The following is a 22,520-nucleotide window of genomic DNA, read 5'->3' as shown; positions in this document are numbered from 1 at the left end:
TGACAATGCGGTCACAATCAAAGGAGACACCCCTATGAGCGGGCAGTCACAGGCTGGGTTCACACCCACCGGAACCATCGCGACACCGGCCGATCGGCGCCGGGTCGTGTTCGCCACCGTCGTCGGCACCACGGTCGAGTGGTACGACTTCTTCATCTACGCCACGGCGGTCGGGCTGGTCTTCGGGCAGCTCTTCTTCGAGCCGCTCGGCGCGAACAGCGCGTTGATCGCCTTCGCCACCGTCGGCGTCAGCTTCCTCTTCCGCCCGCTCGGAGCGTTCCTCGCGGGACACTACGGCGACAAGCTCGGACGCAAGACCGTTCTCATGTGGACGCTGATCCTGATGGGAGCGGCGACCGCGCTCATCGGAGTCCTGCCGACCTACGACGCCATCGGGATCGCCGCACCCATCCTGCTGGTGCTGCTGCGCATCCTGCAGGGCATCTCGGCCGGAGGCGAGTGGGGCGGTGCGGTGCTGATGGCCGTCGAGCACGCCCCGAAGAAGAAGCGCGGGATCTTCGGCGCATCGCCCCAGATCGGTGTGCCGCTCGGTCTGCTGCTCGCGTCGGGAGTGATGGCGCTGATGACGGCGATCGCCCCCGGAGACCAGTTCATCCAGTGGGGCTGGCGCATCCCGTTCCTGCTCAGCGTCGTCCTGATCCTGGTCGGCTACTACGTGCGCCGCAAGGTCGAGGAGAGCCCGGTGTTCATCGAGCTCGCCGAGCGCAAGGAGAAGGCGAGCATGCCGATCGTGCAGCTGTTCCGCAAGCACCTCCTGCTCGTCATCGTCGCCGCCCTCGTCTTCGCCGGCAACAACGCGGTCGGGTACATGACAACCGGCGGATACATCCAGGGCTACGCCACCAACCCCGAGGGCCCGATCGGTCTCGAGCGCGGACCGGTGCTGTGGGCGGTCACCGGCTCGGCCGTCACCTGGCTCATCACGACGCTCATCGCCGGGTGGCTGTCGGACCGCATCGGTCGGCGCACCACCTACATCATCGGCTGGGTGATGCAGCTCGTCGGTGTGTTCACGCTCTTCCCGCTCGTGAACACCGGCCAGGTCGGACTGCTGTTCGCCGGCCTCGCGATCCTCACGATCGGTCTCGGCTTCACCTACGGGCCGCAGGCGGCGCTCTACACCGAGCTCTTCCCCGCCAGCATCCGCTTCTCGGGCGTCTCGATCTCGTATGCGATCGGCGCCATCGCCGGCGGTGCGTTCGCGCCGACCATCGCGACCGCCATCGTGCAGGCGACCGGCTCGACGCAGGCCGTCACGTGGTACCTCGCCGGCATGACGCTGCTCGGCCTCGTGGCGACGCTGCTGCTGCGTGATCGCTCGGGCATCCCGCTGGGGCCGGATCACGAGGAGGAGCAGTCCGTGAGCCCGATCCGCGGGCTCGCCAGGGCCTGACCCGCATCCACGCACGAGCGCACGTCCGCCTGGCGGGCGTGCGCTCGTGCGTGTGCAGGAGAGCGTCGGTCCGGTTCTCCGCCGCCGAGCGCTCAGCCGGCGAGCGCGTCGCGGATCGCGGATGCCGAGCGCCTCAGGCGGTCCGCGATCTCGGCGTCGTCGAGGGCGGTCGCGACGTGGACGACCGCGATCGCCGCGGGCCGCTGGCCGCGCAGCACGAGGGGCACGGCGACGGACTGCACGGTGGGGATGACCTCGTCATGGCTCGTCGCATATCCGCGGGCGCGAGCCCGGTCGACCTCTGCGCGCAGTGTCGCCCCCGGTTCTCCGGGCCACTGGGACACCGGGAGCTGCGTGAGGATCGCCTTGCCGGGCGCTCCGACCGTGACGGAGTGCCTGGCGCCCGGTCGCTGGGCGACGCTCGCGATCGCGTGGCGGGGTTCGATGCTCGCGAGCGTGATGCAGTCATCGCCGTCGAGCACGCCGAGGAAGCAGGTCATGCCGAGCTCGTTGGCGATCGCGGTCAGCTCGGGGATGGCCTCGGCCTGCAGATCGTGAGCCACGCCCGCTGCCAGCGCGGCCATGCGCGGTCCCAGGGTCACGGCGCCTGAGGCGTCCCTTCCGATGAGTCGGTGGTCTTCCAGGGTGCGCAGCAGGCGATAGGCGACCGAGCGATGCACGTCGAGTCGCGCGGCGATCTCGTCGATCGTGAGGGGGATCCGCGCATCGGCGAGAACCTCCAGGATGCGGATGCCGCGGCTCAGGGTCTGCGAGGCCGGAGTGCCTTCGGGCATGCGTGCGCTCCCTTGCGTTTCGAGACGACCGTCCCTAAGCTGTGTTCAATAGTAGAACGTAGTGTTCGAATATAGAACACGTGCCGTTCGAAGGCAATACCTGACAGAGAAGTCCGGAAGGAATCGACGACGATGCAGTTCCACCACCACGGCTATGTCTCCGGAGACCCCCGCGTGAAGGACGCCGCGGGGCTCGGCGCGGACCGGCCCGCCGACCTCCCCGACGAGATCGATGTGCTGATCGTCGGCTCGGGTCCCGCCGGCATGCTGCTCGCGGCGCAGATGTCGCAGTATCCCGACATCTCCACGCGCATCATCGAGAAGCGCGAGGGCCGTCTGGTGCTCGGACAGGCCGACGGCATCCAGCCGCGCAGCGTCGAGACGTTCCAGGCGTTCGGATTCGCCGAGCGCATCATCGCCGAGGCGTACAACATCGGCTGGATGAACTTCTGGGGTCCGAATCCCGAGAAGCCCGACGAGATCGTCCGCACGTCGCGGACGGCGGACTATGCCTACGACATCTGCGAGTTCCCGCACCTCATCGTCAACCAGGCACGCGTGCTCGACTACTTCGCCGAGGCGGCGTCGAACGGTCCCGGCCGCATCGCGCCCGACTACGGCATCGAATTCGCCGGACTCACCGTGCACGACGAGGGCGAGCACCCGGTCGAGGTCTCCCTGCGCTACGTCGCAGGGGAGCGGACCGGCGAAGAGCGCACGATCCGCGCGAAGTACGTCGTCGGCTGCGACGGCGCACGCAGCGGCGTGCGCCAGGCGATCGGCCGCACGCACGTCGGTGGCAGCGCCGCGCATGCCTGGGGTGTCATGGACGTCCTCGTGAACACCGACTTCCCCGACTGGCGCACCAAGTGCGCGATCAACTCGGAGGCGGGCAACATCCTGCACATCCCACGGGAGGGCGGGTACCTCAGCCGGATGTACATCGACCTCGGCGAGGTCGCCGAGGACGACGACCACCAAGTGCGGCAGACGCCCATCGAGGACATCATCGCCAAGGCGAACGCGATCCTCAGCCCCTACACGCTGGACGTGAAGGAGGTCGCGTGGCACAGCGTCTACGAGGTCGGCCACCGGGTCACCGACGGGTTCGACGACGTGATCGACGGGTCGGGTCGCACGCCGCACGTGTTCCTCACAGGCGATGCCTGCCACACCCACAGCGCGAAGGCCGGCCAGGGCATGAACGTGTCGATGCAGGACGGGTTCAACCTCGGCTGGAAACTCGGATCGGTGCTGACCGGTCGGGCGCCCGAGGCGCTGCTCGCGACCTACGGCGCCGAGCGTCGGCCCGTCGCGCAGCAGCTCATCGACTTCGATCGGGAGTGGTCGACCCTGATGGCGCGCAAGCCGTCGGAGATCACCGACCCCACGGACCTCGCGACGTACTACCTGGCGACGGCGGAGTTCCCCTCCGGCTTCATGACGCAGTACACCTCGTCGATGATCACCGGCTCGGACGCACATCAGGCACTCGCGGGCGGCTTCCCCCTCGGCAAGCGCTTCAAGTCGGCCGAGGTCGTGCGGGTGGGCGACGGCAACGCGGTCCATCTCGGGCACCACGCCAAGGCGGACGGGCGCTGGCGCGTCTACGCGTTCGCGGGTCGCGATGCGGCGACGCTCGACGCGTGGGCCGAGTCGGCGGCTCCGGTGCTCTCCCGGTTCACGCCTGCGGATGCCGACACCGATGCCGTCTTCGACGTCAAGGCGATCTACCAGCAGCCGCACGAGGAGGTCGAGGTCACCTCGGCGCCTGCGCTGTTCCAGCCGAAGACCGGTCCGCTCGGGCTCACCGACTGGGAGAAGGTCTACGCGGCCGGCCCGTCGAAGTGGACCGAGACCGACATCTTCGAGGCGCGGGAGCTGTCGCGCGACGGCGTCATCGTCGTGGTGCGGCCCGATCAGTACGTCGCCGCGATACTGCCCCTCGACGCGACGGAAGAGCTGGCGTCGTTCTTCGAGGGGGCGCTGCTGCCGGCATCCTGAGCCTGCGATCCGGAGGGGATCTGCGATCCGGGAGGGGATTTGCGATCCGGAGGTCGTGGTCCAGGCGGGCGCGATCCGGGAGGGGATTTGCGATCCGGAGGGGATCTGCGATCGGGAGGTGCTTCCTGCGCAGGACGCCCTCCCGATCGCAGATCTCCTCCCCATCGGGCGTCAGTGACGAGCGCAGACTGCTTCCGGCGAGAGCCTCTGGCGGGTGTCGGAGGCCCCGCGTACTCTGAGGGCCGATGGGCGAAGGCGCCCCGACAGGAGGAATGCGCGATGGAGTGGAAGATCGAATTGATCTTCGTCCCGGTCTCGGATGTCGACCGGTCGAAGGAGTTCTACGAGAGGATCGGCTTCCACGCCGATCATGATCAGGTGCCCTACGAGGGCCTGAGGTTCGTGCAGATGACACCGCCGGGGTCGGCCTGCTCGATCGCCTTCGGCACCAACCTGGGCGAGGGACTGCTCCCTGGGCAGCAGAACACGATCCAGGTGGTCGTTCCGGATGCCGATGAGGCGCTGGCGCACCTGACGGGCCTCGGCGTCGAGGCGCAGGGGGTCGATGAGCAGGCGTGGGGCCGTTTCGTCACCTTCGACGACCCCGACGGCAACACCTGGACACTGCAGGAGCTTCCCGACTACGGCGCGCAGTCCTGACGTGCTGTGATCCGGACGCTCACCGGACACGCTCGACAAGGGTGAGCAGCGCTTCCGGTGCGCCCTCGGGGAACAGGACGCGGGTGCCGGCACGGATGTCGTCGATCGGCACCCAGCGCACCGGGCTGCCCTCGTCGAGGATGTGAAGCTCGGCGTCGAGGGGCACCGCATCCAGCTCGGCGGATGTCACCGCGAACACATGGGCGATCTCGTGACCGGGCGCGCCTTCGTACGTGAAGATGTTCTCGAAGACGCCGAGTGGCTCGGCGCCCTCGAGAGTGACGCCGAGCTCCTCCATGAACTCGCGACCGAGAGCTTCTGCGGCGGTCTCACCGAATTCGATCCCGCCGCCGATCGCCCGGAGGAAGTCCAGGCCGCGCGAGGCGTCGTGCCCTTCGAGCGCGAGCAGGTGTCCGTCCTTGACGGGCAGGCCGACGGCGATGTTGCGGATGGCAGGCATCTCGGAAGGCTAACGCAGCGGGTGCGTCGACGGGCTCAGGTCAGGGACGGGCTCAGGTCAGGAGAGACGCCCCGCCGGAGACCTCGATGCCGCCGGTCGGCGGGATCGTCACGGTCAAGAGGCTCGGACGACGCACGTGAGCGCCCTGATGGATGCGGACGGTCGTCGCCGGGTGTCCGAGGTCGCGCAGATACGCCCCGACCGATGCAGCCGCCGAGCCCGTCGCCGGGTCCTCGGTGATCCGTCCCACCGGGAAGAGGTTGCGGGCATCGAAGTCGGCGGTGCTCGCCGCGTGCAGCACTGTCGAGGTGCCGAACCACCCCTGCTCGCGCATGAGTGCGGCGACCTCGGCGGGCGAGAAGCGGAACTGATCGAACAGCTCCCGATCACGGAGCACGACGATCGGATGCCAGTTGCCGGCGAACGATTCCTTGGCGGGGAAGCGCTCATCGAGATCCGCCGGGGTGAGTCCGAGCAGCGTGAGGAACCGGTCGAGCACGTCGGAGTCGAGATCGCGCACCTGCGGCTCGACGCTCGTGAACGACACGGTCACCGCGCCATCCCGATCCACCGTCGAGCGCAGCGTCACAGCGCCCGCGTTCGTGTCGAACACGACATCGCCCGGCCCGTCGCGTTCAGCGAGGGCGACCGCCGTCGCGACGGTCGCGTGTCCGCAGAACGGCACCTCAGCCGCCGGTGACCAGTAACGCGCCCGGTAGCGCGGCACACCGTCGCCGTCGGTGCGTGCGACGAGGAAGGCGGTCTCGGAGAATCCGACATCCACGGCGATCCGCTGCATCTGCGCGTCGCTCAGATCTGAGCCATCGAGTACGACTCCCGCGGGGTTGCCGCCGTCGGGCGTCGCGGCGAATGCGCTGTATCGCAGGACTCCGGAATTCTCGGTCATGACGAGGAGCCTAGCGACTCGGCGAGGTCAGGAATTCACGCGGATGATCTCCTGCTGGTACGGCGCGATCACGTCACCCGAGATGCGCAGGTCGAGCAGCAGGAACCGCCGCGTCGCAGCATCCTCCTGCGTCCATGTGGCGAGTCGATCGAGGTCTGCGAGCGTCTTCACGACGACGCCCTCCGCGCCCACCGCGGCGCCGAACGCCGCGAAGTCGACCTCGGGGATGCGCATCGGGCCCTCGGCGAGCCCCTTGAGCCCGTAGAGGTTGACCTCGGCACCGTAGGCGGCGTCGTTCCAGATCACGGCGATGCCTCGACCCGCTGCCGCGCGCACTGCCGACTCGAGGTCGGCGATCGCCATGAGTCCGCCGCCGTCGCCCGACGTCAGTACGACGGTCGACTCGCGGCGGGCGAGGGCTGCGCCGACGACACTCGGCCAGCCCTGCCCGATCGACTGGAAGGCGGTGCCGACCATCATCATGCGGTCGGGGGCCTCGACCGGCCAGTACATGTTCGCCCAGCCGATGAAGTGGCCGCCGTCGGAGACGACGACGCGATCGGGGGGCAGGAGCTCGGCGATGCGACGCGCGGCGGAGCGGGGGTCGAGGCGTCCGTCGGGAGCGAGCTCGTCGCCCTCGTCGTACGCGCGTGCGGCCTCGACGTCGACCGTCTCGCGCCACGGCTGTGCGGGCACAGCGTCGGATGCCGGGTGCGACTCGCCGTGCTGGACAGTCGGAGTCTCGGTGCGGTGTGTCTCCGCTCCGAGGCCGTGCTCGGCAGAACCGCTCTCAGGGGCGGCGCCGGAGCCGAGCGAGCCGACCCGGGCGACGAGCTCCTCGGCCGCCACGCGAGCATCCGTACGCACGAAGCCGCCGACGTGCGGGTGCGTGGCTGCGGGCGCGATGTCGATCTGGAAGACCCTGGTGCCCGGTGCGAAGAGTTCGCCGAATCGCATCGTGAACTGGTTCAGCGAGGCGCCGAACACCACGGCGACATCGGCGGTGCGCACGAGTTCCATGGCGCCGTCGGCCCCGAATCCTCCCGTGACGCCGAGGTCGAACCGGGTGTCGGGGAAGACACCGCGCCCCAGCGCCGAGGAGGCCGTCAGAGCGCCGGTGAGGGTCGCCAGCTCGCCGAGCGCCGCACCGGCCCCCGCGAGCCAGGCGCCGCGACCCGCCAGCAGGAAGGGGCGCGATGCTCCGTGAAGCGCCTGGGCGATCTCGTCGAGCGTGCCCTCGGCGAACTCGCCGCGCGGCGCGAGCGGCGCGGGAATGCGGGGCAGTGGAGCGTCGGGCACCGGGCCGGCCTCGCGTGAGGCCACGTCGTAGGGGATCGCCAGCACGACGGGCACGCGGTAGGTCAGTGCGTGCTCGATCGCGATGACGGTGGTCGCTGCGGCATCCGCGTGCCCGACCGTATAGGTGCGGGCACCGACCGCCGAGGCCAGGGCGATCTGGTCGACGTCCCACGGACGAGGACCGGACGTCGGCTCATCGCCCACCACCAGCACGAGGGGGACATGCGCCTGCACGGCCTCGGCGAGTGCTGTGAGGGTGTTCGTGAAACCGGCGCCGTAGGTCGAGGTGCCCGCGGCGATTCTGCCGGACGCGCGGAAGTGCGCATCGGCGGCGACCACTGCGCCCTGCTCATGACGGACGGCCGTGAAGACGGCATCCGTCTGGGTCTCGATCGCGTCGAGGAAGTAGGCGTTGCCGTTGCCCATCACACCGAAGACGGCGTCGATGTGCTGGGCGAGAGTGAGTGCGACGTGCGCGGAGACGGAGGGCATGCGAAAGCCTTTCGAGACAGGGACGGAGAACGTTCGTATTCCGTATGTGTCTCGCCCCCGCGTCATCGTGGGGAGCTTCGTGCCTCTTTTCAGGCACCGGCGTCGGAGAGCGCCGGACGCGTCGATCCTATCGCGCCCGTGCCGACGCGGCGTCGACTTGCGCGCGTAACACCGCCGAAACCGCGACACGGAAACATGCGGCCATGGAGTCACTGTTCGACGGATACACCTCGCGCCGGTCGCCGCAGCGAGCGGGGGCCGCGCCGTGGGACGAGATGTTCCCTGCCGATGCGCAGCCCGGTGGTGGGGGAGTGCGCCTGCCCTATCAGGACATGTATCCCGCGCTCGCGAGCATGGACGACGCCGAGCTGAGAGCACGGACCGACGCGCTCGCCAGCTCGTACCTCGCGCAGGGCGTGACGTTCGACTTCGCCGGGGAGGAGCGTCCGTTCCCGCTCGACGTGGTGCCTCGCGTGGTCGCCGCCGACGACTGGCGCTATGTCGAGTCGGGGGTGAAGCAGCGGGTGCGTGCGCTCGAGGCCTTCCTCGCCGACGTCTACGGCCGGCAGCATGCGGTGCAGGACGGCGTGATCCCCTCGTCGCTGATCAGCTCCTCCGCGCACTTCCACCGTCAGGCGGCCGGCATCGTCGGAGCGAACGGCGTGCGCATCCATGTCGCGGGGATCGACGTCATCCGCGACGAGCTCGGAGCCTGGCGCGTGCTCGAGGACAACGTGCGCGTGCCGAGCGGCGTCAGCTACGTGCTCGCGAATCGCCGGGTGATGGCGCAGACGCTCCCCGAGCTGTTCACCAGCCTGCGCGTGCGTCCCGTCGTCGACTACCCGGGCCGGCTGCTCCAGGCGCTGCGTGCGGCGGCGCCGGACGGCGTCGATGATCCGACCGTCGTCGTGCTGACCCCCGGGGTGCACAACTCGGCGTACTACGAGCACACCCTGCTCGCTCGCATGATGGGCATCGAGCTCGTCGAAGGACGCGATCTCTTCTGCTCGGGCGGTCGGGTGTGGATGCACACGACCTCGGGGCCGACGCGGGTGGACGTGATCTACCGCAGGGTCGATGACGAGTTCCTCGACCCGCAGCAGTTCCGTCCGGACTCGGTGCTGGGCGCACCGGGGCTGATGCTCGCGGCGCGCCTCGGCACCGTGACGCTCGCGAACGCCGTCGGCAACGGCGTGGCCGACGACAAGCTCGTGTACACGTACGTCCCCGATCTGATCCGCTACTACCTGGGAGAGGAGCCGGTGATCCCGAACGTCGACACCTGGCGGCTCGAGGAGCCGGACGCGCTGGAGGAGGTGCTCGACAGGCTCGACGAGCTGGTGGTGAAGCCCGTCGACGGATCCGGCGGGAAGGGGCTGGTCGTCGGTCCCGACGCGTCGCGCGAGACGCTGGACGAGCTGCGTCGGTCGCTGCGGGCGGATCCCCGAGGCTGGATCGCCCAGCCGGTCGTGCAGCTCTCGACCATCCCGACGCTCGTGGAGGACGGATTCCGCCCGAGACACGTCGATCTGCGACCCTTCGCCGTGAACGACGGGCACGACATCTGGGTGCTGCCCGGCGGTCTCACCCGCGTCGCTCTGCCCGAGGGGCAGCTCGTCGTGAACTCGAGCCAGGGCGGAGGGTCGAAGGACACCTGGGTGCTGGATCCGTCGCTCTTCACCGGGCCGACGTCGACTCTGGACGGCGACCAGGACGCCGCCGCAGACGAGGTGTCGCTGGCGACCGGGGCGATCGCCGTGGTCGCTCCGGCGCGTGAGGAACCGCATCCGCCCTTCCTCTCGTCTCCGCAGGACGAGGACCTGGACCTGCGTCACCAACAGCAGCAACAGCAGCAACAGCAGCAGCAGCAGCAGCAGGGAGGCGCAGGATGCTGAGTCGCATCGCCGAGGCGCTGTTCTGGATCGGCCGCTACGTCGAGCGCGCCGACGGCACCGCCCGCATCCTCGATGTGCACCTGCAGCTGCTGCTCGAGGATCCGTGGGTCGAGGAGGACACCGCATGTCGGGCGCTCCTGTCGGTGATGGGGACGACGGCGGATGCCGGCACCGTGCTGAGCCGGGACGACGTCGTGCGGCTGCTCGCGCTGGATCGTGAGCACTCCGCGTCGATCGCCCATTCGATCGCGGCGGCGCGGGAGAACGCGCGTCGAGCGCGCGAGATCATCTCGACGGACCTCTGGGAGACGCTGAACGAGTCGAACGCACGGATGCCGCGGCGGATCGCCTCGGACAAGACGCACCCGTTCTTCCGCTGGGTGCGTGATCGGTCGGCGCTGGCCTTCGGGGTCGTCGACTCCTCGACGAGCCGGGATGAGGCCTGGCACTTCTTCGTGCTCGGCCGCTCGATCGAGCGCGCGGACATGACGGCGCGGCTGCTGGCGACGCGGTCGCTGACCGACGCAGGGGGGCCGAGCTGGACGACGCTGCTGCGCAGCTGCGGGGCATACGAAGCCCATCTGCGCAGCCACCGGGCGGTGCCCACGGGAGCGTCCGCCGTGGAGTTCCTCCTGATCGACCGGCTGTTCCCCCGATCGGTGCTCTCGAGCATCCTCCAGGCCGAGGAGTGTCTGCGCGGTATCGATCCGGCGGGTGCGTTCGGCGTGCCCGATCGGGCGCACCGCGTCTTGGGACGCATGCGGTCGGAGCTCGAGTACCGACCGATCGGCGACACCGTGCATCGGCTGTCGGAGAGCATGGAGGAGGTCCAGGTGGGGATGTCGGTGGCGAGTGACGCGATCAGGGAGCGGTACTTCCCCTCGATCGCGATGCCGGTGTGGATCGGAGAGGCGCTGTGAGTCGGCTCAAGATCGTTCACCGCACCGGCTTCCGCTACGAGCAGCCGGCGACGGCGTCGTACAACGAGGCGCGGATGCTGCCGCACTCCCGGGACGGACAGTTCGTGCTGCAGGCGACGCTCGACATATCGCCGACCGCGACCCAGCACTCGTACACCGACTACTGGGACACCCGGGTCTCGACGTTCGAGCTGCTGACCCCGCATCAGATGCTCTCGGTCACCGCGACGAGCGTGGTGGATGTGAGGCCGCTGCCGACGGGAGAGGCGGACATCGACTGGGACGAGCTGGCAGCCCGGATACCCCAATCGCTCGAACTCGCGGAATGCGTGGCGCAGACCCCTGCCACCGCTCCCGATGACGAGATGCGCGACCTCGCCCTGCACATCGAAGCGGAGGGTGGTGGCGTCGACGAGACGGCCCGCGAGATCTGCCGCACCGTCGGGGAGGCCATGGAGTATCGCAGCGGCGTCACCGGCGTGAGCTCGACCGCTCGCGACGCGTGGCCCACCCGGTCCGGCGTCTGCCAGGACATCGCTCATGTGGCGCTGGGCGTGCTGCGCGCCGCGGGGATCCCGGCGCGCTACGTGTCGGGGTATCTGCATCCCGATCCGACGGCCGCGATCGGACAGGCTGTGACGGGGGAGTCGCACGCCTGGGTCGAGTGGTACTCCGGCGAGTGGCGCGGATACGACCCCACCAACCTCGTCGACATCGGCGAATCGCACGTCTATGTCGGCCACGGTCGGGACTACGCCGATGTCGCACCGCTGCGCGGGGTGTACGCGGGACCCAGCGCCTCCGAGCTGTTCGTCTCGGTCGAGGTCACGCGCCTCGGCTGAGGCGACGGCGTGGCGGGAGCTCGAGTGGCGGTGCAGGAGAATGAGACGATGACGGATGCATCGATCGAGCGCGAGACGCTCACCTGGGACGGCTTCGGATCCGCGACGCGAGACCTCGCGCGCCGGATCCTGGACAGCGGCTTCATGCCCGAGGTGGTGGTGGCCATCGCGCGGGGCGGTCTGCTGCCTGCCGGTGCCATCGCCTACGGTCTCGGAGCGAAGAACTGCGGTGCGATCAACGTCGAGTTCTACACCGGCATCGGCACGGTGCTCGACGCGCCGGAGGTGCTGCCGCCCGAACTCGACATGGCGTATCTCGACGGTCGACGCGTGCTGCTGGTCGACGACGTCGCGGATTCGGGTCGTACGCTCGCCCTCGCCGTGCAGTTGCTGAAGGACAAGGGTGCCGACGTGCGCTCGGTCACGATCTACACCAAGCCGTCGACGATCATCCAGCCGGACTACGCCTGGAAGGACACCGACCTGTGGATCAACTTCCCCTGGTCGTTCCAGGGCACGGTGCGCGAAGAGGACCTCGGTCTCGCTCCGTCGGCCTGACGAGAGTCACCCGCGCAGCAGCGCCCGCAGGGTCTGGATCGTGTCGGCGTCGGCGGGGTTCTTGTCGGGTCGATAGCCCTTGACCCTCGCGAACCTCAACGCGATGCCTCCGGGGTATCGCGGCGAGCGCTGCACGCCGTCGATCGCGATCTCGACCACGAACTCCGGTCTCAGGAACACCGCGCCCTGCGTGCGCCTCGTCTCGAGCGGCGGGAAGTTCTCCGTCTGCCAGCGCAGGAGCTCGTCGGTGAGCCCCTTGAACGTCTTGCCGACCATGACGAGACCGCCGGGCTCGCCGAACTCGCCGGTCGGGTCGAGTGCGCCGAGGTGCAGGTTCGACAGGAGCCCCTGGCGCCGACCCGACCCCCATTCGGCGGCGAGCACGACCAGGTCGTACGTGAGCACGGGCTTGACCTTGACCCAGGACTTGCCGCGGCGTCCCGCCGAATAGGGCGCATCGATCCCTTTGACGAGCACCCCCTCGTGGCCCGCGGCGAGAGCCTCGCGCGACAGCTGCTCGGCCGCTTCGGCGTCGTCGGTGACGATGCCCGGCATACGCCATTCGCCGACGACCCTCTCGAGTTCGGTCAGGCGGGTGGACAGGGGCTCGTCGAGCAGGTCGCGTCCGTCGACGTGCAGGATGTCGAAGAACCAGGGCCGCAGCACGAGCTCGCGCGAGACGTCTGCCCCGAACCGCGACATCGTCTGCTGGAACGGCCGAGGGCCGCCGTCTTCGTCGAGTGACAGCGTCTCACCGTCGAGGATCAGATCGTGTGCGGGGAGCGCGCGCACGATCTCGACGATCTCCGGCACCCGGTGGGTGATGTCGGCGAGGCTGCGGGTGTAGACGCTCACATCGTCTCCCTGGCGATGCACCTGGATGCGCGCGCCATCGAGCTTGTACTCGACGGACGCGGTGCCGGTGATGTCGAGCGCGGCGGTCGGGGTGGCCGCGGTCGATGCGAGCATCGGCAGCACGGGGCGACCGACCACCAGCCCGACCGCATCGAGTTCGTCCTCCGTGCCGGTGAGTGCGAGCACGGCGGTCTCGCCCAGGTCGCCGGAGAGCATCGCTGCTCGTCGCACCGATGCCGCCGGGCGACCCGCGGCACGGGCGATGGCATCGAGCAGGACGCCGCCGAGCGCGCCCGTGCGCAGCTCGCCGAGCATGGCCCGCGACAGGAAGTCCCATTCGGGAGCCGTCGCTCGCGACGCGAGAGCCGAGAGGATCGCGGAACGCGCCGCGGCCGACCCCGACCCGGACGAGCCGGTCAAGGCCTCGAACGCGTCATCGACATCACGGATCGACAGCGAGGGCTCGGCAGCGTGCTGCACGTCGAGCGCCGCCACTCCGCGCCAGCCGACACCCAGCCGTCCCTGTCGCGGCGTCGCGAGCAGCAGCCCGACGAGGGCGGGCACGTCGGCAGCGTCAGCGCGTGCGAGCAGCCGGGACACGGCGTCGATCTTCGCCAGGCGCGATGCGGTGGCGGTGACCTCTTTGGCGGTGGAGACGAGCTCCGAGAGCAACATGCAGGCAGTCTCGCATCCGCATCCGACATCGGCGACGGCCTTGCGTCCGTCCGTCCTGCCGCAGTAAGCGGATGCGACTCAGCGGCCGCGGAACTCCGGCGTGCGTTTCTCCTGGAACGCCGCGAACCCCTCGCGGTAGTCGTCGGTGTCGCACAGGGCGGCCTGGGCGGCGTTCTCGAGATCGATCGACTCCCACAGCGCCAGGCGCTCGTCGCGGATCCTGGCGACCAGCTGCTTGCTCGCCAGGAAGGCGGCGGTGGCGCCACGCGCAGCGGTCGCCGCGGCATCCGTCGTCGCCTGCACGACCTCGTCGTCGGGCAGCACCCGGGAGAAGAGCCCCGATGACACGGCCTCGGTGCCGCTCATCAGCCGACCGGTGTAGATGAGGTCGAGTGCCCGGTGCGCCCCGAGACGTTCGACGAAGAGGGCGTGGCCGCCAGAGTCGAGAGTGGCACCGAGCGCGGCGAACGGTGACCCGATCTTGGCCGACTCTGCGACGTACACGACGTCGGTGGCGATGAGGAGTCCGAGGCCGACGCCGAGACAGGCGCCGTGCGCCACCGCGAAGGTCGGGGCGGGGAACCGTGCCATCCGCTGCAGCAGCGGGGTCACGAGCCCGCCGAGATACCCGATCACGTCGTCGTCACGGGGGTCGACGCCCGAGATGTCGCGACCGGCGCAGAAGGCCCGGCCCTCGCCCCGCAGCACCAGCGCGCGCACTCCCGCGGCATCCGCCTCGTCGTAGGCGCGGCCGAGATCGCGGAGCGCCTGCTCGTCGAGCGAATTCCGCTTCGTCGGCGCATTCAGGACGACGGTGGCGACGTCGTCGGTGACGGTCAGATCGATCATCCGATGCTCCTCAGACGTCGTAGTCGACCACGATGCGGTCGCTCGTGGGGTGGGATTGGCAGGTGAGGACGTAGCCGCGCTCGAGCTCGTCGGGCTCCAGCGCGTAGTTCTCCGTCATCGTCACGCTGCCCTCGATGACCCTCGCACGGCAGGTTCCGCAGACGCCGCCCGCACACGCGAACGGCGCATCGGGTCGCACCCGCAGAGCGGCATTGAGCACGGACTCGTGCGCGTCGACCGGACTCTCGACGGTCGACGAGACGCCGTCGAGATTCACCTCGATGCGGATCGTCTTCTCGCCCGCGCGCACCTCGACAGGGCGGGCAGCGCGCGCCGGCTCGTCACCCGTCGTGAAGAGCTCGAAGCGGATGTGCTCACGCGGCACGCCGACGTCGGCGAGCACCTCTCGGCACAGGTCGACCAGCGAGAGCGGTCCGCACAGGAACCATTCGTCGACGTCGGTCGGATCGATGAGCGCCCGCAGGATGGTGCGCAGCTTCTCCTCGTCGATGCGTCCGGAGAGCACGGGGGCCGTGCGCTGCTCGCGGGACAGCACATGGTGCAGCGTCAGGCGCGTCGGGTAGCGATCCTTGAGGTCGGCGAGATCCTCGAGGAACATCACGTCGAGCGTCGAGCGGTTCGTGTAGAGCAGGGTGAATCGGGAGGTGTCTGAGCGCGTCAGCACGGTGTGGGCGAGAGCCATCAGCGGCGTGATGCCGGAACCGGCAGCGATGCCCACGACGTGACGCTGATCGAGATCGTCGAGCCCGGACGTGAACGTGCCCTGCGGACTCATCACGTCGATCTCGAAACCGGGGTGAAGGCCCGTCTGCGCCCAGGTCGAGAAGAGCCCGCCCTCGTCGCGCTTCACGGCGACGCTGAGCCGGGTCGGGACACCGGCGGAGATCTGCTCTGCCGTGCGGTGCTCGGGTGCGCGGCACAGCGAGTACGACCGGCGCACCTCCGTGCCGTCGAGCGACGTGCGCAGGGCGACATACTGGCCGGGCAGGTGGTCGTAGTCGTCGGCGAGGTCGGCGGGAACCGAGAAGGTCACCTCGACCGAGTCGTCGGTCAGCGGCCGCACCTCCTCGACGGCGAGGGTGTGGAAGCGCGCGCGCTTCTTCGTCGGCGCGGCGGCTCGACGAGGCGACGGCGCGGGCGCGGGACCGGAGAGGGCGAACAGCGACATCAGTGCACCTTGAAGTGGTCGAAGGGTTCGAGGCAGGCGCGGCATTCGAACAGCGCCTTGCACGAGGTCGAACCGAAGCGCGAGACCTCGCGGGTGTCCAGCGAGCCGCACCGAGGGCACCGCACGCTGATCGCGAGGCGGATCGGGCCGGACGAGATCGCCGAGCGCCCGGTCGGAGGCGCGATGCCGTACTCGGCGAGCTTCTGCCTGCCGGCATCCGACATCCAGTCCGTCGTCCATGCAGGGGAGAGCACGAGCCGGACCTCGACCCGTGAGTATCCCGCGGCGGTCAGGGCGAGGATGACGTCGTCGCGGATCGTGTCCATCGCCGGGCACCCGCTGTAGGTCGGGGTGATGTCGACGCGCACCACGTCGCCGTCGACGGTGACCGCGCGCAGCACGCCGAGGTCCTCGATCGTCAGCACGGGCACCTCGGGGTCGGCCACGGCCGCGGCGATCCGCCACGCGGTCGACCGGGGCGCGGTCTGCAGCGTGCCGGTCACCATGATGCTCCCGGATGCCGTCGCGCCAGGACCTGCATCTCCGCGAGGACATGGCCGAACGGACTCGCGTGCGCTCCTCGCCGTCCTCCGGCCGAGGATGCCGCGACGGCGGGAAGCGTCAGCTCGGCCTCGGCGAAGACGGCGGCGACGACGGCGTCGAAGCCCGCTCGCAGCGTCGACGGACGCGCCGCGGCGTCCCCGAGGCGGTCGATCAGGGGCTCGTCGCGGAAGAGCTCGTCGGCATACGGCCAGACGTCGCCCAGCGCGCGGATCATCCGCCGCCGGGATTCGTCGGTGCCGCCGGCGAGCCGCAGCACCCATTGCACCGCGTGGTCTCGGTGGTAGTCGACCTCTTTGAGGGACTTCTCGGCGATCGCCGCGAGGGTCGGGTCGCTGCTCGCCCGCAGGGCCGAGTACAGCTCGAACATGTAGGTCGACACGACGAACTGGCGGGCGATGGTCTGCGCGAAGTCGCCGTTGGGCTGCTGGACGATCCAGGCGCAGCGGAACTCCGGCTCGTCGCGGAAGTACGCGAGATCGTCTTCGGAGCGTCCGTCGAAAGACCCCGCGAAGTGCAGGAACGAGCGGGCATGCCCGAGCAGGTCGAGCGCGATGTTGCCGAGGGCGACGTCCTCTTCGAGTTCGGGCGCGCGGGAGATCCACTCACCGAGCTGCTGCGACAGGATCAGCGCGTCGTCGCCGAGCCAGAGCGCGTACTCGGCGATGTCGGCGGATGCCGCCGCGGAGCCGGTTCCGGTGAGCTCGTCACCGAGCCGCAGCTCGTCGACCGAGACGTCCCCGTGCGGGTCGCCGTGGATATCGCCCTGGATGTGGCTCACAGGTGCGGCACCCCCTCGGACGCCGTGTAGTACACGGCGTGCCGATAGTTCTTGCCGGCGGGGCTCTCGAAGTAGGCGCCCTTCGCGTCGGGGTCGCTGGTCGTGATCGCCTCGGCGGGCACCGCCCAGATCGACACGCCCTCGCCGCGTCGCGTGTAGAGATCGCGGGCGTTGCGGATGGCCATATCGGCATCCGGGGCGTGCAGCGACCCGACGTGGACGTGGCTCAGGCCGCGGTTCGCGCGGACGAAGACCTCCCAGAGAGGCCAGGGCTCGCGGTCGTCGGCACCGGGCGTCGCCATCACGCCACCGCCTTCGTCTTCAGCGCCTGCTTGCGGGCGTACTCGGCCGCAGCCTCGCGCACCCACGCGCCGTCCTCATGGGCCGTGCGGCGGCGTTCGAGACGCTCGGCATTGCACGGGCCGTTGCCGCGCAGCACCTCGAAGAACTCGTCCCAGTCGATCTCGCCGATCACGTACTGGCCGGTCTCGTCGTCGAAGCGCAGATCAGGGTCGGGCAGGGTCACGCCGAGGATCTCGGCCTGGGGCACGAGCATGCTGACGAAGCGCTGACGAAGCTCGTCGTTCGTGAAGCGCTTGATCTTCCACTTCATCGACTGCGCGGAGTTGGGGGACTGGTCGTCGGGCGGACCGAACATCGCCAGGCTCGGCCAGTACCAGCGGTTCACGGCATCCTGCGCCATCTTCTTCTGCTCGTCGGTTCCCTGCATCAGCGACAGCAGGATCTCGAATCCCTGGCGCTGATGGAACGACTCCTCCTTGCAGACGCGCACCATCGCGCGGCCGTAGGGCCCGTAGGAGGCGCGGCACAGCGGCACCTGGTTGCAGATGGCGGCTCCGTCGACGAGCCACCCGATCGCCCCCATGTCGGCCCAGGTGGGCGTCGGGTAGTTGAAGATCGACGAGTACTTGGCCTTGCCGCTGATGAGCTGATCCATCATCTCGTCGCGCGTGATGCCGAGCGTCTGTGCGGCGGAGTAGAGATAGAGTCCGTGCCCCGCCTCGTCCTGGACCTTGGCCATCAGGATCGCCTTGCGCTTGAGGCTCGGCGCCCGGGTGATCCAGTTGCCCTCCGGCTGCATGCCGATGATCTCGGAGTGCGCGTGCTGCGAGATCTGACGGATCAGCGTCTTGCGATAGGCATCGGGCATCCAGTCGCGAGGCTCGATGCGCTGCTCGTTCGCGATGAGCTCGTCGAACAGGCGCTCGTCGTCGGACAGCTCTCCGTCGACGAGGGAGAGATCTGCGGGGCTGGTCATCATCGACTCCTCGGTTTCCGATCCGCTTTACTGACCGGTCGTTAGGTAATTCTGACACGGAGGTCGTCGCGGCGCAAGGAAGACCCCCGATGCGGTGCTCGGCGAGATGCTCGGAGAGTCGCTCAGCGCGAGCGGGAGACGAGGTCGAGGAGGGCTCTGCCGTACGCCTCGGAGGGATCCGGATGCTCGAAACGCAGGGTCTCGCCGGCGATCTCGACCTCGACCACGAAGGTGTCGGAGAGGCGGCTCAGCGCCCGGAAGGTGCCGCGCAGCAGCTCACGCAGCTGATCCTCGCGGGGGAGCCACACCGCGTCCGCGAGGGTCACGGCGTCGAGCGCCCACTCCGTCGTGCCGTTGAAGGCGAGGTCCGTGCCGCTCGGGGTCTGGCGGGCCTCGATCGTCATCTCGCTGACCGTGAAGACATCGGCTTCGGCCTCGAGCTCGACATCGTTCGGAAGATCGAGCTGAAAGCGGTCGCCCTCGGCGGGATGCCACACGAGTCCGGCGTCGCGCAGGGATACGGCCAGTTCTCGGGTGATCATCGTCCCACGCTAGACGACGTCACCGAGGCTCGGCTCGAATCCGCCTGTGGATGGTGGCGCACCGGGTGTCGGAGGCATCGGGCAGAGTGGAGACATGACTTCTCCCGCCTCTGTCGACACCCGCACCGCTGCGCTCTCGGCTCTGCGCGAGCTGGTCGGCCGCACGGACGCCGACTTCCACGACGGTCAGTACGAGGCGATCGAGGCTCTGGTCGAGGGGCGCCGCCGCGCGCTCGTCGTGCAGCGCACAGGGTGGGGCAAGTCGGCTGTGTACTTCGTCGCGACGCTGCTGCTGCGCCGCCAGGGGGCAGGGCCGACCGTCCTCGTCTCGCCGCTTCTCGCGCTGATGCGCGATCAGATCGCCGCGGCCGAGCGGGCAGGCGTTCGAGCGGTGGCGATCAACTCGACCAATGCGCACGAGTGGTCGGAGGTCATGGAGCAGCTCGACCGAGACGAGGTAGATGTGCTGCTCGTCTCTCCCGAACGACTCAACAATCCCGCGTTCCGCGAGCAGCAGCTGCCGGCGCTGGTTCGACGGATCGGCATGCTGGTGGTCGACGAGGCGCACTGCATCAGCGACTGGGGGCACGACTTCCGCCCCGATTACCGGCGGCTGCGGGACCTCATCGAGCAGATGCCGCCCGAGGTGCCCGTGCTCGCGACGACGGCGACCGCGAACAGCAGGGTCGTGGCCGACGTCGCCGAGCAGCTCGGCACGGGAGGGGCGTGGGATGCCGCCGGCTCCGAGGTGCTCACGATCCGCGGCCCGCTCGCGCGCACCTCGCTGCGTCTCGGCGTCCTGCGTCTGCGCGACTCCGCCAGCCGGCTCGCGTGGCTGCTCAGTCATATCGACGACCTGCCCGGTTCGGGCATCATCTACACCCTGACGGTCGCGGCCGCGGTCGACACCGCCCGGCTGCTGCGCGATCACGGGCACGACGTGCGCGCGTACACCGGACAGACCGACACCGACGAGCGCACCGAGTCGGAAGGGATGCTGAAGCGCAACGAGGTCAAGGCCCTCGTCGCCACGAGCGCGCTCGGGATGGGCTTCGACAAGCCGGACCTCGGTTTCGTGCTGCACCTCGGCGCGCCGTCGTCGCCGGTCGCGTACTACCAGCAGGTCGGCCGTGCCGGTCGTGCGAGCGAGAGCGCCGACGTGCTCCTGCTGCCCGGCGTCGAAGACCGCGACATCTGGCACTACTTCGCGACCGCGTCGATGCCGGATCGGGAGCGCGCCGAGCGGGTGATCGCCGCCCTCGGCGATCAGCCCATCTCGACGCCCGCGCTCGAGGCGATGGTCGACATCCGGCGTACTCCGCTCGAACTGCTGCTCAAGGTTCTCGACGTCGACGGCGCGGTGCGCCGGGTGCAGGGCGGGTGGGTCGCGACGGGGCAGCCGTGGGCCTACGACGCCGAGCGCTATGAGCGCATCGCGGCCGAGCGTCGCGCCGAGCAGCAGCACATGATCGACTACGAGCAGACCGACGGATGCCGCATGGAATTCCTCCAGCGCTCACTCGACGACGACACGGCTGCGCCCTGCGGGAGATGCGACAACTGCGCCGGCATCTGGTTCCCGAGCGAGATCGGCGAATCGGCGACGACGCAGGCCGCGGAATCGCTCGATCGCGTCGGTGTCCCGGTCGAGCCTCGCCGCGCCTGGCCGACCGGAGCCGACAAGCTCGACGTGCCGGTGAAGGGGCGCATCCCCGCGGGGGAGCAGGCCGGAGAAGGGCGCGCACTCGCCCGTCTCACCGACCTCGGCTGGGGCGGCACGCTGCGCGAGCTCTTCGCGGCGGGAGCCCCTGACGCGGTGGTGACGCCCCAGGTCCTCGGCGGCTGCGTGCGCGTGCTCGCCGACTGGGGGTGGACCGAGCGCCCCGTCGCGGTCGTCGCCATGCCGTCGCGATCGCATCCGCTGCTCGTCGACTCGCTCGCCCGCGGGCTCGCCGAGATCGGCCGCCTGCCGTATCTCGGAGCACTCGACCTCGTGAACGGCGGGCCGACGGGCCAACCCGGTGGCAACAGCGTGTTCCGGCTGGCAGGTCTGTGGGACAGATTCAGCGCGCAGGGCCTCGACGTGCCTGCCGGTCCCGTGCTGCTCGTCGACGATCTCGCCGACAGCCGCTGGACGCTCACCGTCGCCGCGCGCACGCTGCGCCAGGCGGGGGCGAGCGGCGTGCTCCCGTTCGTGCTCGCGCTGCGCGGCTGAGGGCGGGGACACCCGGCTCGAGCCCTACCGCAGGTCGTAGACCCGCTGGTATTTGCCCTCGCTCCGGGGCAGCGTGCCCGGCTCCTCGACCGTCACGTCGACGCTGGTGCCGATGTGCATCTTGATGCGGTGGGTGAGCACCGCAGCGGCGGCATCGCAGTCCTCGGCACTCAGCGACGGGTGTCGCTCGATGCGCACGGTCATCGTGTCGAGCTGCCCGACGTGGTGCAGCTCGAGCACGAAGTGCGGGGTGAGCGTCTCGATGCCCATCACCAGCTCCTCGATCTGGGTGGGGAAGAGGTTCACGCCGCGCAGGATGATCATGTCGTCGTTGCGGCCGGTGATCTTCTCCATGCGCCGAAGCGCCGGAAAGGTGGTTCCCGGCAGCAGGCGCGTCAGATCGCGCGTGCGATACCGGATCACAGGAAAAGCCTCTTTGGTCAGCGACGTGAAGACGAGCTCGCCGAGCGCATCTTCCGGCAGCCGTTCCCCGGTCTCTCCGTCGATGATCTCGGGCAGGAAATGGTCCTCCCAGATGTGCGGGCCGTCCTTCGTGAGCACGCTCTCGCTCGCGACCCCCGGCCCCATCACCTCGCTGAGCCCGTAGATGTCGACGGCATCGATGTTCAGTCGCCGCTCGATCTCACGACGCATCTCGTTCGTCCACGGCTCGGCGCCGAGCACCGCGACGCGCAGCGACGTGGTCGTCGGATCGATGCCCGAGGCTTCCATCGCGTCAGCGATCGTGAGCAGATAACTCGGCGTGCAGAGGATGGCATCCGGTTCGAAATCCGTGATCAGCTGCACCTGCCGGGCGGTCTGCCCTCCCGACACCGGGATCACGGTCGCTCCGAGACGCTCGATCCCGGCATGCGCGCCGAGTCCGCCGGTGAAGAGCCCGTAGCCGTAGGCGTTGTGCACCTTCATCCCCGCGCGGATGCCCGCGGAGTGCAGCGACCGCGCCACCAGGTCGCTCCACCGGTCGAGGTCTCCTTCGGTGTAGCCGACCACCGTCGGCCGCCCCGTCGTGCCCGACGACGCGTGGACGCGTCGCACATCGGCCATCGGCACGGCGAACATGCCGAACGGATAGCTCTCGCGCAGGTCGGCCTTGGTGGTGAACGGCAGACGCCGCACGTCGTCGAGGGTGCGCACGTCGTCGGGGTGCACGCCGTGCTCGTCGAACTTGCGGCGGTAGGTCGGCACGTTCTCGTAGGCATGCCGGACGGTCCACTGCAGGCGCTGCAGCTGCAGCCGCGCCAGTCGTTCAGGCGAATGAAGCTCGGCCTCGGCACCGATCTCGGCATGTGTTGCGGTCATCGTCGACTC

21 protein-coding genes are annotated in these 22,520 nt (G+C 69.4%); 8 read left to right on the top strand and 13 right to left on the bottom strand.

Annotated features, from left to right (window positions below; genetic code table 11):
• Positions 1-34 precede the first annotated feature (34 nt).
• Complete coding sequence (locus tag ACZZZF_RS06760; protein WP_053095414.1) at positions 35-1,414, top strand: MFS transporter; 1,380 nt, start codon at positions 35-37, stop codon at positions 1,412-1,414.
• Positions 1,415-1,506: 92 nt separating this feature from the next.
• On the opposite strand, the gene ACZZZF_RS06755 is transcribed toward ACZZZF_RS06760, so the two are convergent.
• Positions 1,507-2,208, bottom strand: a complete 702-nt coding sequence (locus tag ACZZZF_RS06755) for an IclR family transcriptional regulator (protein WP_463497688.1) — start codon at positions 2,206-2,208, stop codon at positions 1,507-1,509.
• A 132-nt stretch (positions 2,209-2,340) separates the two neighbouring features.
• Between ACZZZF_RS06755 and ACZZZF_RS06750 the strand changes: the two genes are divergently transcribed.
• Positions 2,341-4,212, top strand: coding sequence for an FAD-dependent monooxygenase (locus ACZZZF_RS06750; RefSeq protein WP_463497685.1), 1,872 nt, complete (start codon positions 2,341-2,343; stop codon positions 4,210-4,212).
• Positions 4,213-4,491: 279 nt separating this feature from the next.
• Positions 4,492-4,872, top strand: a complete 381-nt coding sequence (locus tag ACZZZF_RS06745; protein WP_053095417.1) for a VOC family protein — start codon at positions 4,492-4,494, stop codon at positions 4,870-4,872.
• A gap of 19 nt (positions 4,873-4,891) precedes the next feature.
• On the opposite strand, the gene ACZZZF_RS06740 is transcribed toward ACZZZF_RS06745, so the two are convergent.
• Genes ACZZZF_RS06740 through ACZZZF_RS06730 form a run of 3 tightly spaced genes read right to left on the bottom strand, consistent with a single transcriptional unit; the run spans position 4,892 to position 8,030 of the window.
• Positions 4,892-5,332: an NUDIX hydrolase gene (locus ACZZZF_RS06740; RefSeq protein WP_072590905.1), complete on the bottom strand. Its 441-nt coding sequence runs from the start codon at positions 5,330-5,332 to the stop codon at positions 4,892-4,894.
• A 52-nt stretch (positions 5,333-5,384) separates the two neighbouring features.
• Positions 5,385-6,239, bottom strand: a complete 855-nt coding sequence (locus ACZZZF_RS06735; RefSeq protein WP_463497682.1) for a PhzF family phenazine biosynthesis protein — start codon at positions 6,237-6,239, stop codon at positions 5,385-5,387.
• Positions 6,240-6,266: 27 nt separating this feature from the next.
• Complete coding sequence (locus tag ACZZZF_RS06730; protein WP_463497679.1) at positions 6,267-8,030, bottom strand: thiamine pyrophosphate-binding protein; 1,764 nt, start codon at positions 8,028-8,030, stop codon at positions 6,267-6,269.
• A 203-nt stretch (positions 8,031-8,233) separates the two neighbouring features.
• On the opposite strand from ACZZZF_RS06730, the gene ACZZZF_RS06725 reads away from it, so the two are divergent.
• Genes ACZZZF_RS06725 through ACZZZF_RS06710 form a run of 4 tightly spaced genes read left to right on the top strand, consistent with a single transcriptional unit; the run spans position 8,234 to position 12,245 of the window.
• A complete protein-coding gene (locus ACZZZF_RS06725) occupies positions 8,234-9,925 on the top strand; it encodes a circularly permuted type 2 ATP-grasp protein (RefSeq protein WP_463497676.1) in 1,692 nt (563 codons plus the stop codon).
• Positions 9,919-10,845, top strand: coding sequence for an alpha-E domain-containing protein (locus ACZZZF_RS06720; protein ID WP_056277450.1), 927 nt, complete (start codon positions 9,919-9,921; stop codon positions 10,843-10,845). The genes ACZZZF_RS06725 and ACZZZF_RS06720 overlap by 7 nt, the downstream gene beginning before the upstream one ends.
• The gene (locus ACZZZF_RS06715; protein ID WP_053095423.1) at positions 10,842-11,687 is read left to right on the top strand and encodes a transglutaminase family protein; all 846 of its coding nucleotides are present in this window, start codon (positions 10,842-10,844) and stop codon (positions 11,685-11,687) included. Before ACZZZF_RS06720 ends, ACZZZF_RS06715 begins: the two co-directional genes overlap by 4 nt.
• Positions 11,688-11,735: 48 nt before the next feature.
• A complete protein-coding gene (locus tag ACZZZF_RS06710) occupies positions 11,736-12,245 on the top strand; it encodes a phosphoribosyltransferase (RefSeq protein ID WP_053099026.1) in 510 nt (169 codons plus the stop codon).
• Between the two features lie 6 nt (positions 12,246-12,251).
• Here ACZZZF_RS06710 and ACZZZF_RS06705 read toward each other — a convergent pair whose 3' ends face one another.
• The 8 genes from ACZZZF_RS06705 to ACZZZF_RS06670 form a co-directional block, all read right to left on the bottom strand.
• Complete coding sequence (locus tag ACZZZF_RS06705) at positions 12,252-13,775, bottom strand: ATP-dependent DNA ligase (RefSeq protein WP_463497674.1); 1,524 nt, start codon at positions 13,773-13,775, stop codon at positions 12,252-12,254.
• A gap of 78 nt (positions 13,776-13,853) precedes the next feature.
• Positions 13,854-14,624: an enoyl-CoA hydratase/isomerase family protein gene (locus ACZZZF_RS06700; protein ID WP_463497672.1), complete on the bottom strand. Its 771-nt coding sequence runs from the start codon at positions 14,622-14,624 to the stop codon at positions 13,854-13,856.
• Between the two features lie 10 nt (positions 14,625-14,634).
• Positions 14,635-15,813 (bottom strand): 1,2-phenylacetyl-CoA epoxidase subunit PaaE, encoded by a 1,179-nt coding sequence (gene paaE / locus ACZZZF_RS06695; RefSeq protein ID WP_320491194.1) that lies wholly within the window; start codon positions 15,811-15,813, stop codon positions 14,635-14,637.
• Positions 15,813-16,319, bottom strand: coding sequence for a 1,2-phenylacetyl-CoA epoxidase subunit PaaD (paaD, locus tag ACZZZF_RS06690; protein ID WP_056277465.1), 507 nt, complete (start codon positions 16,317-16,319; stop codon positions 15,813-15,815). Before paaD ends, paaE begins: the two co-directional genes overlap by 1 nt.
• Positions 16,313-17,155, bottom strand: a complete 843-nt coding sequence (paaC, locus tag ACZZZF_RS06685) for a 1,2-phenylacetyl-CoA epoxidase subunit PaaC (protein WP_056277468.1) — start codon at positions 17,153-17,155, stop codon at positions 16,313-16,315. Before paaC ends, paaD begins: the two co-directional genes overlap by 7 nt.
• Positions 17,152-17,457, bottom strand: coding sequence for a 1,2-phenylacetyl-CoA epoxidase subunit PaaB (gene paaB, locus ACZZZF_RS06680; protein WP_053095429.1), 306 nt, complete (start codon positions 17,455-17,457; stop codon positions 17,152-17,154). The genes paaC and paaB overlap by 4 nt, the downstream gene beginning before the upstream one ends.
• Positions 17,457-18,434 carry a 1,2-phenylacetyl-CoA epoxidase subunit PaaA gene (paaA, locus tag ACZZZF_RS06675; RefSeq protein WP_285363146.1) on the bottom strand — a complete coding sequence of 326 codons (978 nt, stop codon included), beginning with the start codon at positions 18,432-18,434 and terminating at the stop codon, positions 17,457-17,459. Before paaA ends, paaB begins: the two co-directional genes overlap by 1 nt.
• A 122-nt stretch (positions 18,435-18,556) precedes the next feature.
• The gene (locus tag ACZZZF_RS06670; protein ID WP_053095430.1) at positions 18,557-18,976 is read right to left on the bottom strand and encodes a hypothetical protein; all 420 of its coding nucleotides are present in this window, start codon (positions 18,974-18,976) and stop codon (positions 18,557-18,559) included.
• A 94-nt stretch (positions 18,977-19,070) separates the two neighbouring features.
• On the opposite strand from ACZZZF_RS06670, the gene ACZZZF_RS06665 reads away from it, so the two are divergent.
• Complete coding sequence (locus tag ACZZZF_RS06665) at positions 19,071-21,191, top strand: RecQ family ATP-dependent DNA helicase (protein WP_463497669.1); 2,121 nt, start codon at positions 19,071-19,073, stop codon at positions 21,189-21,191.
• 24 nt (positions 21,192-21,215) lie between these two features.
• Here the strand turns inward: ACZZZF_RS06665 and paaK are convergent, their stop codons facing one another.
• Positions 21,216-22,511: a phenylacetate--CoA ligase PaaK gene (paaK, locus tag ACZZZF_RS06660; protein ID WP_463497666.1), complete on the bottom strand. Its 1,296-nt coding sequence runs from the start codon at positions 22,509-22,511 to the stop codon at positions 21,216-21,218.
• Between the last annotated feature and the right edge of the window lie 9 nt (positions 22,512-22,520).

Source organism: Microbacterium sp. AC215, from assembly GCF_979258645.1.
The sequence above is the reverse complement of the archived record's forward strand: the minus strand, read 5'-3'. Positions and strand labels throughout refer to the sequence as shown.